This is a genomic window from Nonomuraea soli, assembly GCF_013761175.1.
Taxonomy (GTDB): Bacteria; Actinomycetota; Actinomycetes; order Streptosporangiales; family Streptosporangiaceae; genus Nonomuraea; species Nonomuraea soli.
In genome coordinates this window covers 338,935-352,161 of sequence record NZ_JACDUR010000009.1, presented here as the reverse complement: position 1 = coordinate 352,161, position 13,227 = coordinate 338,935, and the positions used below count along the sequence as shown (strand labels likewise).

Genomic DNA, 13,227 nt, shown 5'->3' with positions numbered 1-13,227 from the left:
GTCAGGCGAGCACCCCCTGGGCGCGCAGCTTGTCGGCCTCTTCGGTGCTCAGGCCCCACTCGCTCAGGTCGGCCAGCCGGGTGGCCGGGGACAGGTCCTGGACCGGCTCGCCGACCAGGCGGGGCGCGGGCCTGGGGTGGTGGATGCCGTCGACCTCCACGAACGACTGGCGGGCCACGTTGTGCGGGTGGCCGACGGCCTCGCCCATCGACAGGACCGGCGAGACGCAGGCGTCGCTCCCGGCGAACAGGTCCTCCCACTCGTCGCGGGTGCGCTTCCTGAACTCCGCCGCCAGTCGCTCGCGCAGCGCGGGCCACTGGGCCTTGTCGTTGCGGTCGGGCAGGTCTGCGAGCTCCATGAGGCGGACCATCTCGTCCCAGAACTGTGGCTCCAGCGAGCCGACCGCCACGTGGCCGCCGTCGGCGGTCTCGTAGGTGTCGTACTGCGGGGCGCCGGTGTCGAGCAGGTTCGTGCCGCGCTCGCCCCAGAATCCGCTCTGCACGCCGTGGTAGAACATCGCGAACAGGATCGCGGCGCCGTCGACCATCGCCGCGTCGATGACCCGGCCACGCCCGGTGCGCTGCCGCTCGATCAGCGCCAGCAGCACGCCGTAGGCGAGCATGAGGCCGCCTCCGGCGAAGTCGCCCAGGATGTTGATCGGCGGCGTGGGCTTGTCGCCCTCGCGACCGAGCATCGACAGGACACCGGAGATCGCGATGTAGTCGATGTCGTGCCCGGCGGCGGGTGCGAGGGGTCCTTCCTGGCCCCAGCCGGTCATGCGCCCGTAGATGAGTCCCGGGTTGACCGCGTGCAGGTCGTCGGGCCCGATGCCGAGCCGTTCCGCGACGCCCGGGCGGAAGACCTCGATCACCACGTCGGCCGTCGCGGCCAGCTTCTTGAAGGCCTCCACGCCCTCGGGCGACTTCAGGTCGAGGCCGATGGAGTGTTTGCCCCTGTCCATCACGTCGCGGCGCGGCTTGTCGCCCACTGCACGCACGCGGTCGATCCGCAGCACCTCGGCGCCGTGGTCGGCCAGCATCATGCCGGCGAACGGTCCCGGCGCCAGTCCCGCCAGCTCCAGCACCTTCACCCCGGCCAGCGGCCCCTGACGTGTCATCGGCATCTCCCTACGGGTATCACAAGCAAGCGCTTGGTGAAAAGCAAGTGGATCCTTACCAGAACAATATTCGCGTCGATGAAGGGAGGAAAGCACCACTCAACCCGGAATCGAGTCCAGCCCCGCTGAGCGTGTGGGAAACTTTTCCCTGTTGTCGCGGAGGTTCGAGATGGGTGGACGGCTTGTCGCCGGGCGTTACCAACTGGGTGACGAGCTCGGCAGAGGCGGTATGGGCGTGGTGTGGGAAGGCCACGACACGCTCCTCAACCGTTCCATCGCCGTCAAGGAGGTGCTCCTGCCCGCAGGGTCGTCCGACCTCGACCGCGAGCGCCAGCTGCTGCGTACGGCCCGCGAGGCGCGCAACGCCGCCAAGCTCAACCACTCCGCCGTCGTGGCGATCTTCGACGTCGTCGAGGAGGACGGCCGCCCCTGGATCATCATGGAGCGTGTCCAGGGCCGCTCCATCGAGGAGGTCGTCGCCACCACCGGGGCCCTTCCCGTACGGCAGGCGGCCGACGTGGGCCGCCAGGTGCTCGCCGCCCTGCGCGCCGCCCACGCCCTCGGCATCCTGCACCGCGACGTCAAGCCCAGCAACATCCTGCTCACCTCGGAGGGCCGGGCGGTCCTGACCGACTTCGGCATCGCCACCGCCGAAGGCGACGCCTCCCTCACCTCCACCGGCATGGTCACCGGCTCGCCCGCCTTCCTGGCACCCGAGCGGGTGCGCGCCGCCGAGGCGGGGCCCGCCTCCGACCTGTGGTCGCTCGGCGCCACCCTCTACGCCTCGCTGCTGGGGCGCTCGCCGTTCGAGCGGGGCGAGCCCATGGCGACCATCACCGCCCTGCTCTCGGAGGAGCCCGACTACCGTCGCATCCCGCCGGCGATGCACCCCGTGCTCCAAGGGTTACTGGTCAAGGACCCGCAGACCCGTCTCACCGGCGCCGAGGCCGACCGCCTGCTGGCCGCCATCGGCACCTCCGCGCCGCCCAGGCCGTCGAGCCGGGGGCTGGGCCGTACCACCCTTGTGATCGCCGGAGCCCTCATGACGGCCGTGGTCGCCACCCTCGCCTTCGTGCTGCTCCAGCCCGCGCCCGGCACCGGCACCGCGGTCGCCCAGCGGGCCTCCGTCTCCCCGCTGCCCGTGCTGGCCGACACCCCGGCGCCCACCCCGTCGGCCACGCCCACCCCGACCCCCACACCCACGCGTACCCGCTCGCCGCTGCGTGCCTGGACCTCACCGGAAGGCTGGTCCGTCGAGCGTCCCGTGGGCTGGGACGGCACTCGCAAGATGGCCTATACCGAATGGCTGAAGCAGGACAGGACCGGACACTTCAGCGTCCAGGAGCAGTACTCCACGCTCAACGTCAACCAGGTGCTCCAGGACGCCGAGACCGTCATGCCCGACGGGATCCTGCGCAGCCGCAGGCTCCCCGGCGGCGGCGTCGAGTGGGAGTCGCGCTGGAAGGCCCCGCTGGAGACCGCCGCCTGGGCGCGCTCGGGGGAGACCTACCGTCAGCTCAGCCGGGCCGTGGTCAGCGGCGACACCCTGTACGTCCTGTCGTGGACGGCGCCCGAGGACGTCTGGTCGAAGCACCTGTCGCTGGGGCGCCAGGTCCTGTCGAGCTTCACGCCGCCCGGCGGCTAAATTCTCCGGGCCAGCTCGGCGACGATCTCGGCGGCCGGGGCCTCGCGTGCCAGGCGCCACGAGGCCCCGGCCCACAGGTGCAGCGTCTCGGCGTCGCCGCTCGCCGCGGCGGCCCGCCGTAGCGGAGCGGTCAGGTGGTGCACGTGCGGGTAGGCCGCGGGCGCCTGCGCCGAGTAGCGCGACATGAACGTGTTGACCAGCCCGCGCGCGGGCCGTCCCGTGAACGCCCTCGTCACCGCCGTCTCCGTGAACCGGGGATCAGACAGCGCGGCCCGGTGCGTCGCGGACGTGCCCGCCTCGCGCGCCAGCAGGAACGCGGTGCCCGCCACCGCCGCGACCGCCCCTGCCGCCAGTACCCTGGCCACGTCGGCCGCCGTGGCCAGGCCGCCCGCGGCGATCACCGGCAGCCGCGACACCGCGCGCACCCGCGCCACCAGCTCGTCGAGACCGACATCGCCGGCGTCGGCATTGGTGAAGGACCCCCGGTGGCCACCCGCCTCCTGCCCCTGCACGCACAACACGTCGGCCGCCGACGCCTGCCGCGCCTCCTGCGCCGACGTCACCGTGGCCACCACGGTGACCCCCTGGTCGCGCAAGGCCCGGATCAGCCCGGCGTCGGGGAATCCGAACGTGAAGCTCACCACCGCGGGCGGATCGGCCAGAAGGTCGGCGACCTTGGCGTCGAAGTCGTCGTCGCCGCCCTCGGGCCGGCCCAGGCTGACGCCCAGCCGACGCGCCTCGGCGCCGACGGCCTCCGCGTAGGCGCCGAGCTCGGCCTGATCCGGCGTGTCGGCCGTGGGCACGAACAGGTTCATCCCGAACGGGCGCGAGGTCAGCGCGCGCGTACGCTCGATCTCCTGGCGCATCTGGGCGGTGCTCTTGTACCCGGCGGCCAGGAAGCCCAGCGCGCCCGCCTCGCACACGGCCGCCGCGAGCTCGGGCGTGGACGCCCCGCCCGCCATGGGCGCCTGCACGATCGGCACATCGGGAGCGAAGGTCGGCACCGCACCAATGTAGACGGGCAGGCGCCGTCACGACGCACCCGGCCGCTTGAGAGACTACGAAGTGTGCAGAAGATCTCACTTGAAGCGACCGCGCGCGAGCAGTTGACCGCCGCGGCCGGCAGCGCCGCGGGCCGGGCGAGCACCACGGTGTACGGCGGGCACGAGCACCGGCTGAGGCAGACCGTCATCGCCCTCATGGCGGGCCAGGCCCTCTCGGAACACGCCAACCCCGGCGAGGCGACCGTGTTCGTCCTGCGCGGCAGGGTCAGGCTCACCACGGGCGCCGACGCCTGGGAAGGCCGCGACGGCGACTTCCTCGTGGTGCCGGACGAGCTGCACGGCCTGGAGGCCCTGGAAGACTCGGCCGTGCTGCTGACCGTCGCCAAATAACCGGCATTTCACCTGATCCGCGGCCCCTGGCACTATGGCCGGATGAAGCCGTGGAATGTGCTCGCCCTGCCCGCCCTGCCGCTGGAGATGCTGCGGAACGTGACGGCCCCGCTGGCCGGCCGGATCACGATCACCGCCCCGCCCGCCCGCGACAAGGCAGGACTGCTGCAGGCGCTCGCCGAGGCCGAGATCGTCCTCGGCGACTACTCCGGCGAGCTCGTCCTGGACGCCGAGGCCGTCAAGGCCGCGCCGAAACTCGCCTTCGTGCAGCAGCCCAGTGTCGGCGTCGACGGCCACGACCTCGACGCGCTGCGCGAGGCGGGCGTACCGCTCGCCAACACCGCCGGGGTGAGCGCCGTCTCGGTCGCCGAATGGGCCCTGGCCGCCACCCTGGCGCTCACCCGCAAGCTCGTCCAGGCCGACGCGGCCGTCAGGAACGGGGAGTGGCCCCAGCTCACCCTCCAGCCGCGCGAGCTGTCCGGCTCCGCGGTGGGCATCGTCGGCTACGGCCCGATCGCCCGCGAGGCGGGCAGGCTCTTCGAGGCCTTCGGCTGCACCGTCTCCTACTGGAGCCGCACCCCGCGCGACCACTTCCGGCCACTCGGCGAACTGATCGCCACCAGCGACGTCGTCATCGCGGCCATCGCCCTGTCCGACCAGACCCGCGGACTCGTCGACCCCGCCGCGATGAAGCCGGGCGCGATCCTCGTCAACGTCGCCCGCGGCGGCGTCGTCAAGGAGAGCGGCATGGAACACCTCGGCGGAGCCGCCATGGACGTCTTCGAGACCGAGCCGCTGCCCGCCGGCCACCCGCTCACCCTGCTGCCCAACACCCTGCTCTCGCCGCACGTCGCGGGCGTCACCCCGCAGGCGACCATGCGGCTGTTCGCCACCGTCCTCGACAACCTGGCCGCGGCACTGGAGGGACGCCCGGTGTCCCATGTGGTCAATGGTGCCTCACCGCAGGTCGAACGCCGCTGACGCGATGTTTTCGCCGGTTTAACGACCCCGGTCTGTTCCATGGTGGTTCGGAGAGATACGGTCAGACGGACGATCTCTTGGGGGTGGAGGCTTCATGACCAAAATGTCGACACACCACAGGGCCGTTGAGCAGATCAGGCAGACCTACACCGACCTTCCGGAAGGTGCGAAGCCGAGGCTGGCCAAGGCGACCTCGAACCTCTTCAGGTTCAGGGACGGGGGCAAGGCCGCCCAAAGATCGGCACAGCTCTCGGCCCGCGATCTCGACGAAGTCATCTCCGTCGACCCGGTCACCATGACCGCCGAGGTCCAGGGGATGACGACGTACGAGCATCTGGTGGACGCGACGCTGCCGCACGGGCTCATGCCGTACGTGGTCCCGCAGCTGAAGACCATCACGCTCGGCGGCGCCGTGACCGGGCTCGGCATCGAGTCCACCAGCTTCCGCGACGGGCTGCCGCACGAGTCGGTCGAGGAGATGGAGATCCTCACCGGCGACGGGCGCATCGTCGTCGCACGCGACGACAACGAGCACCGCGAGCTGTTCCGGGCCTTCCCCAACTCCTACGGCACGCTCGGCTACGCGCTGCGCCTGCGCATCAAGCTCAAGCCCGTCCAGCCGTACGTGCACCTCACCCACCTGAAGTTCACCGACGCGGGCAAATGCATGCTGGCCATGCAGGAGATCTGCGAGAGCATGCACCACGACGGCGAGGACGTCGACTTCATCGACGGCGTCTACTTCTCGCCCGACGAGCTCTACATCACGCTCGGCCGCTTCTCCGACCGCGCGCCGTACGTCTCGGACTACACCGGGATGCGCATTTACTACCAGTCCATCCAGAAGCGCAAGCGCGACTGGCTGACCATCCGCGACTACCTGTGGCGCTGGGACACCGACTGGTTCTGGTGCTCGCGCGCCTTCGGCGTGCAGCAGCCCGTCGTGCGCTCACTCGTGCCGCGGCGCTGGCTGCGCTCCGACGTCTACCGCAAGCTCGTGGCCCTCGACCGCAAGCACGGCGTGACCGCGCGCGTCGACCGCTGGCGCAACCAGCCGGTGAGCGAATCGGTCATCCAGGACGTCGAGGTGCCCATCGAGCACGGCGCGGAATTCCTCTCCTTCTTCCAGGACAAGGTCGGCATGACGCCGGTCTGGATGTGCCCGCTGAAATCGGGTTCGTCCTGGCCGCTGTACCCCCTGGAGACGGGCAAGCTCTACGTCAACTTCGGCTTCTGGGGCATGGTCCCGCTGCCGAGAGGGCAGTTCGACGGCTACTACAACCGGCTCATCGAGAACGCCGTCCACGAACTGGACGGGCATAAATCGCTCTACTCGACCTCTTTCTATCGCCGGGACCAGTTCTGGCAGCTCTACAACGGGGACGCCTACTGGCCGGTCAAGCAGGCCTACGACCCTGGCGGTCGCCTGCTGGATCTCTATGAAAAGTGTGTTGGGGGAAGGTGAACAGATGGCATTGGCGTCCATCTTCGAGAAAATCGTCGGCCGAGACTCCGGCGTGGCTTTCATGGCCTACGACGGCAGCAAGGCCGGACCGGACAGCGCGGACGTCCGCATCGAGGTGAAGTCCCCGATCGCGGTCGCCTACCTCGCGCAGGCACCGGGGGAACTGGGCCTCGCGCGGGCCTACGTCTCCGGGCACCTCGACGTGCACGGCGACATGTACGCGCTGCTCGACAAAATGTGGAACATCACCACGAACGACCTCACCGTCAGCGAGAAGATCGAAGCGGTGCGCGCCCTCGGCGTCAAGCCGCTGATGATGCGCGTCCCGCCGCCTCCGCAAGAGGTACGGCACAGCACGCTGGCCAGGCTCGGCTCCCGCCACGCCAAGCAGCGTGACGCCGAGGCGATCCACCACCACTACGACGTGTCCAACACGTTCTACCGGTGGGTGCTCGGCCCCTCCATGGCCTACACCTGCGCCTGCTACCCCACCGAGGACGCCACCCTCGAAGAGGCCCAGTACGCCAAGTTCGACCTCGTGGCGCGCAAGCTCGGCCTCCAGCCCGGCATGCGCCTGCTCGACGTCGGCTGCGGCTGGGGCGGCATGGTCATCCACGCCGCCCGCGAATACGGCGTCAAGGCGCTCGGCGTGACGTTGTCCAAACAACAGGCCGAATGGGCCCAGGCCGCCATCAAGGAAGCCGGACTGGAGCACCTCGCGGAAGTCCGGCACATGGACTACCGCGACGTCGTCGAGACCGACTTCGACGCCGTCAGCTCCATCGGCCTCACCGAGCACATCGGCAAAGCCAACGTGCCGTCCTACTTCTCGTTCCTGTACGGCAAGCTCAAGCCGGGCGGGCGGCTGCTCAACCACTGCATCACCCGGCCCACCGGCTCGGAGAAGACCTTCAACAAGGGCGGCTTCATCAACCGCTACGTCTTCCCCGACGGCGAACTGGAATCCGTCGGCTGGCTCATCCGGCAGATGGAGGACCTCGGCTTCGAGATCCGCCACGAGGAGAACCTGCGGGAGCACTACGCCAAGACGCTGAAGGCCTGGTGCGACAACCTCGACGCCAACTGGGAGGACGCCCTCCAGGAAGTCGGCCACGGCATCGCCCGGGTGTGGCGGCTGTACATGGCGGGATGCATCGTGGGGTTCGAGCGCAACAAGATCCAGCTCCACCAGGTGCTGGCGGTCAAGCTCGACGCCGGAGGGCGCTCCGGGGTGCCGCTCAGGCCCTCCACCTCCTGGCCCTGACAGAGCACGGGCCTGCGGGGGCGGGGCGCTGCGCGCCAGGCGCCTTCGGGCTCCCCTCATCGGAGAGCCCAGCCCCCCAAGACCCCCCCATCCGGGGGCCTGCCGGCCCCCGGACCCCCGGGTCGTCGCCGTGGTTCGGGGTGGTGCGCAGCGCGGCTACGAGCTTGTGTTCGAGCGGTGCAGCGCGGAACGCTGTCCCTGTCACCCGGGATGGGTGACGGGGAAGACGCTCACAAGCGCCTCCAGGCCCGTGAAGTCCTTCGGGTTGACCGTGTAGAGCGGGAGCCGGTTGACCGAGGCGATGGCCGCGATGAGCAGGTCGACCCTCCGCGGCCGAGGATTGCGCCCAGCGCCCAGGACTGCTGCGGTGATCTGCCCGTAGCGGCGAGCGGCCCTGCCGTCGAAGGGCAACGTCTCGAAGAGCGCCTCCGCGACATGGATGCGCTCGATCCTGGCTGCGCGCTCCACCGGGTCGTCGGTGTAGTGCGGTCCGGCCGCGAGTTCGGCCATGGTGATCGTTGTCAGAACGATCTCCTCAGGCAGTTGTGTCGCGTCGATGTGCTCCATGAGGATGATCACGTTTGTGTCGACCACCCCGCGAGCCGGGGCGACCTCGACCGGAGTCACTCTTCACCCGTGAACTCGCCGCGCCGCCATGCGCGGTCGTAGGGGTCGTAGAGGGAGTCGTCGACCCTGTGCTCGCTCTCGACAGAGGTGGGGGTGAGTCCGCGGAAGGCTTCCACCACCTCTTCTCTAGGGACGGCGACGCGGCGGTTGCGGTGGCGGTGGGGGATCAGATCGGCGACGGCCACACCATCGACCGTGATCACGAAAGAGGATCCTTGGCGCACCTCGCGAAGCACCTTGCTGGCGTGGTTGCGCAGTTCCCGTTGCGGTATCTCGGGGAGCTCTCCGGAAGCGGTCACGATTCGAGAATACGCCAAGGGCTACGCATGTACTACGCAGATGCTACGACCCGCCAGGAACGTGTAGCTACTCCCGCGACCAGCGCCCGCTGCACAACTCCTCCCCGGGCGCCGCTTCCGGCAGCGGGGCGTGTCCCGGCCGCAACCCGTCCAGTGCAATCGCGATCAACCTCCGCCGAGCCCGGGTGGCCGCCGGTAGCAGATCCTCCCGCCCCTGCTTGCGAAGCTGGTCCACCACAGGTGACCTCCCCAGCTGCTCGATCAGCAGCGCGATGTCCACCGCCGTCACGTCCACCCGCAACACCCCCGCCCCCTGCGCCCGCCGTACGAGCTCCTCCAGCAGCTCGTCCCCTCGCCGCGACCGGGCCCGCATCTGCTCCGTCACCTCGATGATCCCCGCCACGGGCGCCAGCGAGCCCTGCCCGAACTCGACGCATCCGCGCACGAACCCCGCCAGCCCCGCCCACGGGTCGGGGTCGGCCAGGCCCTGTTCGGCGGCCTGGTTCCAGTGTTCCAGCGACATCAGGCTGAGCCGCTGGAACAGCTCCTCCTTGGTCTTGTAGCGCCGGTACAGGCTCCCGATGCCGACTCCGGCCCGGTGGGCGATGGCGGCGACGGAGGCGTGGGCGCCGTCTTCGGCGAGCACGTCGCGGGCGGCCTGGAGCAGGGCGCGGTCGTTGCGCTCGGCGGTGTCCTTGCGTGTGGTCATCGTCGCTGGCCCAACCACTTGCGGAGCGATTCGCTCCGGCATCGTCTGGTCGCAGAACGACGTCGACGGGTTCACCGGACTGCTGACCGACGAGGTGTCGCTGGTGAACTTCACCGGCATCCGCCTGCGTGGACGTGCCCAGGTCAAGGAGGTCATGGCCAGGGCCGTGCGCACCCCGTTGAAGGACGTGCTGACCACGAACGAGTTGCTCGGCGTCACGTTCCCGCGCCCGGACGTGGCGCTGGCCAGCCTCGTCAAGCACGTCAACGACGGACGCAAGGGGGCGCTGACGTTCGTGGGTGAAGGAGGAGGGGCGCTGGCGGATCGCGCTGGCCCAGACCACGTCGATGGTGGCGGCATGAGGACGCGCTGACACGGTCATGGATCCAGGCCGGGGTCCCGGCGGCAGGTCTGTCCGACTCTGGCCCGAGACCGCCCTCCTCCTCCAGTGGGAGGTCACCCCCCTCGCGCCTGCCTAGGCTGGACCCGTGACCCCCATCGACCAGGCCGCCTCCTCCCTGGCCAAGCGCTCCCCGGGCGCCGTCGTCACGGTGGTGACCGACTCCGGCGCCGACCACCGTGCCACCGGCCAGGCCGCCGACGAGACGGCGCTGTTCGAGATCGGCTCCCTGACCAAGGTCTTCACCTCTCTGGCCCTCGCCACGGCCGTCACCAGGGGTGAGCTCACCGTCGACACCCCTCTGAACGACCTGCTCCCCGGGGCGCGGCTCGACGGTGTCACGCTCGGGCAGCTTGCCACCCACACCTCGGGCCTGCCTCGCCTGCCCAAGGGGCTCATGCCGCGAGCGTTCCTGCCGATGGACGACCCCTACGCGCGGTTCACCCGTGACGTGCTCCTGGCCGACCTGCCGCGGCCGAAGGAGAGCCGGGGCTGGAAGTACTCCAACCTGGGCACCGGGCTGCTCGGGCTGGCGCTGGCCGAGCACGCGGGGACCGACTTCGAGGGGCTGATCAGGAAGCGCGTCACGGGACCGCTGGGCATGGGCGACACCGTCGTCACCCCGACTCCCGAACAGGCCCGCCGTACGGTCCCCGGCCACAACCGATGGGGCAGGCGCAGGCCGTACTGGAACCTGGCGGCCCTCGCGGGCGCGGGCGGGCTGCGCTCGACGGCGGCCGACCTGGCCACGTTCGTACGCCACCAGCTCGACGGCGGCGCGGCCGTGGAGCTCACCCACCGGGAGCACGTCACGGTCAACCCGAGGCTGTCCATGGGCCTGGCCTGGTTGCGCATGACCGCCCCCAGCGGGAAGCAGACGCTCCTGTGGCACAACGGGGGCACCGGCGGGTTCCGGTCGTTCATGGCGATCGTGCCGGAGCGGCGCGTGGGGGTGATCGTGCTGGCCAACTCCACGCGCAGCGCCGATCCGATCGGAATGAAGTTGCTCCGCGCGTTGACCTTGGACAACATCGACGCATGAGATCGTTCGAGGAACTGGTCGCCGAGGCGGAGAGCGTCTCGGTGGCCGGGTGGGACTTTTCCTGGCTCGACGGGCGCGCCACCGAGCAGCGCCCCTCGTGGGGGTACCAGCGGCAGATGAGCGAGCGGCTGGCCCGTGCCTCGGCGGCGCTCGACATCCAGACCGGCGGCGGCGAGGTGCTGGCGGGCGCGCGGAAACTGCCGCCGGTCATGGTCGCCACCGAGTCGTGGCCGCCCAACGTGGCCAAGGCCACGCGGTTGCTGCACCCGCTGGGCGCCGTCGTCGTGGTCGACGAGGACGAGCCGCCGCTGCCGTTCGGCGACGGCGCCTTCGACCTGGTCGTCAGCCGCCACCCGGTGACCGTGTGGTGGCAGGAGATCGCCCGCGTGCTGCGTCCGGGCGGCACCTACCTGTCGCAGCAGGTCGGCCCGGCCAGCGTCTTCGAGCTCGTGGAGTTCTTCCTCGGCCCGCGGCCCGAGGAGTCGCGCCGCAGCAGGCATCCCGACGACGCGGTGCGCGATGCGGAGCTGGCCGGGCTGGCCGTGGTCGATCTGCGTTACGAGGAACTGCGCACGGAGTTCTTCGACATCGGCGCGGTGATCTACTTCCTGCGCAAGGTCATCTGGATGGTCCCCGGCTTCACCGTGGAGCAGTACCTGGACCGGCTGCGGGAGCTCGATGACCGGATCCGTGCCGAGGGTCCCTTCGTCGCCACCACCACGCGGTTTCTGATCGAGGCCACCCGGCCCTGAGTGACGCCGCCAGGCTCAGTTCCGGTCCACCGCGCGGCCCGACAACCTGGCGATGAACGCGGTCACCGCCAGGACGCCCGCCCCGGCCACCAGGGCCAGCCCTGGTTCGGAGCGCTCGGCCAGGACCCCGGCCACCGCCGCGCCCGCGGTCAGGCCGAGATTGCTTGCGGTGTCGAGCCAGGTGCTCGCCTCGGTGCGTTCCTCGTCGGGGACGAGCGTGTCCGTCGCCAGCCAGGCCACCACGAACAGCGGCGACGAACCCGCGCCGAGCAGCAGCAGGACCGGTGCGAGCAGGGGAAGCGAGGTGACCAGGCCCGCGAGGGCCGTCGCGATCGCGATGCCGCCCAGCAGCGCGGCCATGGCCCGGGAGGTGCGGGCGGTGCGGGTGCGGTGGCCCCAGAGCAGGCCGCCGGCGGCGCTTCCCAGGGCCATCGCGGCCAGCAGGTATCCGGCCGCGGCCGGCTGGCCCGCCTGGTCGGCCCTGGCGGCGATGGCGACGTCGAGGGGACCGGCGCCCAGGCCCAGGCCGAAGCAGAGCAGGACCAGCACGGAGAAGCCCGGTCGGTGCAGCGGCCCGGCCAGCCGCCGCCACCACGCTCCCGCGCCGACCGCCTTCCTCGCGCCACCGGCCGAAGGGCGGCTCGTGCCGGGCGGCGTCGGAGCGGCAGGGCGAAGGGGTGCCTGCGCGTCGAGGGCAGACGCCTGTACGGCTGCGGCGGAGTCGTCCAAGGCCAGGCCAGACGCCTGTACGGCTGCGGCGGAGTCGTCCAAGGCCAGGCCAGACGCCTGTACGGCTGCGGCGGAGCCGTCCGAGGCCAGGGCAGAGGCTCCCTGGAGGCGCGGCCGCCGTTCGGCGAAGCGGCAGGCGCGCGAGCTGACGAGCCCCACCGTCCCCACGACCGCGAGCGTCGCAGAAAGCACCAGCGCCGCCCCCGCGTCGGCCCACAGCAGCAGCGCCCCCACCAGGAGCGGCCCGACCGTGTGCAGCACCTCCTCGGTGGCCGAATCCAGCCCGTACACGCGCTGACGGATCACCGGATCGGGGAAGAGCGCCGCCCAGATCGCCCGCATGGTGGCGCCCAGCGGCGGCGCGGTCAGTCCCGCCACCGCCGCGGCGCCGATGTAGAGGCCTGCCGTACGGGAGTCGGACAGCCCGGCCGTGAGCAGGGCGAGCGCGTAGACGACCGCGAGGACGGGCAGGGTACGGCGGCGCCCGAGCCGGTCCACGAGGCGCGACTTGAAGGGCGCGGTGACGGTCACGCCGCCGAAGGCGCCGAGCGCGAGCCCGGCGGCGGCGAACGAGCCGGTGGCCCGCTGGGTGGTGAAGAGCAGGCCGAGCCCGATGGTGGCGTAGGAGAGGCGGCCGAGGGCGGAGAAGAGGAAGGCGTACGGGACGCCGGGCGTGCGCAGGACAGCGCGATAGCCCGTTGAAGACATGACGAAGCTCCAAAGGTGAAAAACCGGGAAATCTCACGACAGAACGTCTGAGATGCCGATTAATCCGGGAGCTTGGACATGTGCGGCACAATATC

General features: G+C 70.8%; 14 protein-coding genes. 8 read left to right on the top strand and 6 right to left on the bottom strand.

Annotation, left to right across the window (positions count from 1 at the left end):
- Position 1: 1 nt before the first annotated feature.
- On the bottom strand, positions 2-1,123 hold the full coding sequence (locus tag HNR30_RS40695; RefSeq protein ID WP_220134564.1) for a CaiB/BaiF CoA transferase family protein: 1,122 nt from the start codon (positions 1,121-1,123) through the stop codon (positions 2-4).
- A gap of 163 nt (positions 1,124-1,286) precedes the next feature.
- On the opposite strand from HNR30_RS40695, the gene HNR30_RS49735 reads away from it, so the two are divergent.
- A complete protein-coding gene (locus tag HNR30_RS49735; protein WP_281389949.1) occupies positions 1,287-2,762 on the top strand; it encodes a serine/threonine-protein kinase in 1,476 nt (491 codons plus the stop codon).
- Here HNR30_RS49735 and HNR30_RS40685 read toward each other — a convergent pair.
- Entirely contained in the window at positions 2,759-3,766 is a 1,008-nt protein-coding gene (locus HNR30_RS40685) for a nitronate monooxygenase (RefSeq protein ID WP_312895004.1), read from the bottom strand. The two genes, HNR30_RS49735 and HNR30_RS40685, sit on opposite strands and share 4 nt — an antisense overlap.
- Positions 3,767-3,829: 63 nt before the next feature.
- Between HNR30_RS40685 and HNR30_RS40680 the strand changes: the two genes are divergently transcribed.
- The 4 genes from HNR30_RS40680 to HNR30_RS40665 all read left to right on the top strand — a co-directional run bounded on the left by HNR30_RS40680 (position 3,830) and on the right by HNR30_RS40665 (position 7,866).
- Positions 3,830-4,156: a cupin domain-containing protein gene (locus HNR30_RS40680; RefSeq protein WP_181615512.1), complete on the top strand. Its 327-nt coding sequence runs from the start codon at positions 3,830-3,832 to the stop codon at positions 4,154-4,156.
- 42 nt (positions 4,157-4,198) lie between these two features.
- Complete coding sequence (locus tag HNR30_RS40675) at positions 4,199-5,137, top strand: NAD(P)-dependent oxidoreductase (protein ID WP_181615511.1); 939 nt, start codon at positions 4,199-4,201, stop codon at positions 5,135-5,137.
- Between the two features lie 94 nt (positions 5,138-5,231).
- Positions 5,232-6,602, top strand: a complete 1,371-nt coding sequence (locus tag HNR30_RS40670) for an FAD-binding oxidoreductase (RefSeq protein WP_181615510.1) — start codon at positions 5,232-5,234, stop codon at positions 6,600-6,602.
- A 4-nt stretch (positions 6,603-6,606) separates the two neighbouring features.
- The gene (locus HNR30_RS40665; protein ID WP_181615509.1) at positions 6,607-7,866 is read left to right on the top strand and encodes a class I SAM-dependent methyltransferase; all 1,260 of its coding nucleotides are present in this window, start codon (positions 6,607-6,609) and stop codon (positions 7,864-7,866) included.
- A 201-nt stretch (positions 7,867-8,067) separates the two neighbouring features.
- Here the strand turns inward: HNR30_RS40665 and HNR30_RS40660 are convergent, their stop codons facing one another.
- From HNR30_RS40660 to HNR30_RS40650, 3 genes are all read right to left on the bottom strand, one after another.
- Positions 8,068-8,493: a type II toxin-antitoxin system VapC family toxin gene (locus HNR30_RS40660; protein WP_181615508.1), complete on the bottom strand. Its 426-nt coding sequence runs from the start codon at positions 8,491-8,493 to the stop codon at positions 8,068-8,070.
- A complete protein-coding gene (locus tag HNR30_RS40655; protein WP_220134563.1) occupies positions 8,490-8,792 on the bottom strand; it encodes a type II toxin-antitoxin system Phd/YefM family antitoxin in 303 nt (100 codons plus the stop codon). Before HNR30_RS40655 ends, HNR30_RS40660 begins: the two co-directional genes overlap by 4 nt.
- A 67-nt stretch (positions 8,793-8,859) precedes the next feature.
- Positions 8,860-9,501, bottom strand: coding sequence for a TetR/AcrR family transcriptional regulator (locus HNR30_RS40650; protein ID WP_181615507.1), 642 nt, complete (start codon positions 9,499-9,501; stop codon positions 8,860-8,862).
- On the opposite strand from HNR30_RS40650, the gene HNR30_RS40645 reads away from it, so the two are divergent.
- From HNR30_RS40645 to HNR30_RS40635, 3 genes are all read left to right on the top strand, one after another.
- Positions 9,494-9,874, top strand: a complete 381-nt coding sequence (locus HNR30_RS40645) for a nuclear transport factor 2 family protein (protein WP_181615506.1) — start codon at positions 9,494-9,496, stop codon at positions 9,872-9,874. The genes HNR30_RS40650 and HNR30_RS40645 overlap by 8 nt on opposite strands.
- A gap of 115 nt (positions 9,875-9,989) precedes the next feature.
- Positions 9,990-10,943, top strand: a complete 954-nt coding sequence (locus HNR30_RS40640) for a serine hydrolase domain-containing protein (protein ID WP_181615505.1) — start codon at positions 9,990-9,992, stop codon at positions 10,941-10,943.
- Positions 10,940-11,695: a class I SAM-dependent methyltransferase gene (locus HNR30_RS40635; RefSeq protein WP_181615504.1), complete on the top strand. Its 756-nt coding sequence runs from the start codon at positions 10,940-10,942 to the stop codon at positions 11,693-11,695. Before HNR30_RS40640 ends, HNR30_RS40635 begins: the two co-directional genes overlap by 4 nt.
- 15 nt (positions 11,696-11,710) lie before the next feature.
- Here HNR30_RS40635 and HNR30_RS40630 read toward each other — a convergent pair whose 3' ends face one another.
- A complete protein-coding gene (locus HNR30_RS40630; protein ID WP_181615503.1) occupies positions 11,711-13,132 on the bottom strand; it encodes an MFS transporter in 1,422 nt (473 codons plus the stop codon).
- Positions 13,133-13,227 lie beyond the last annotated feature (95 nt).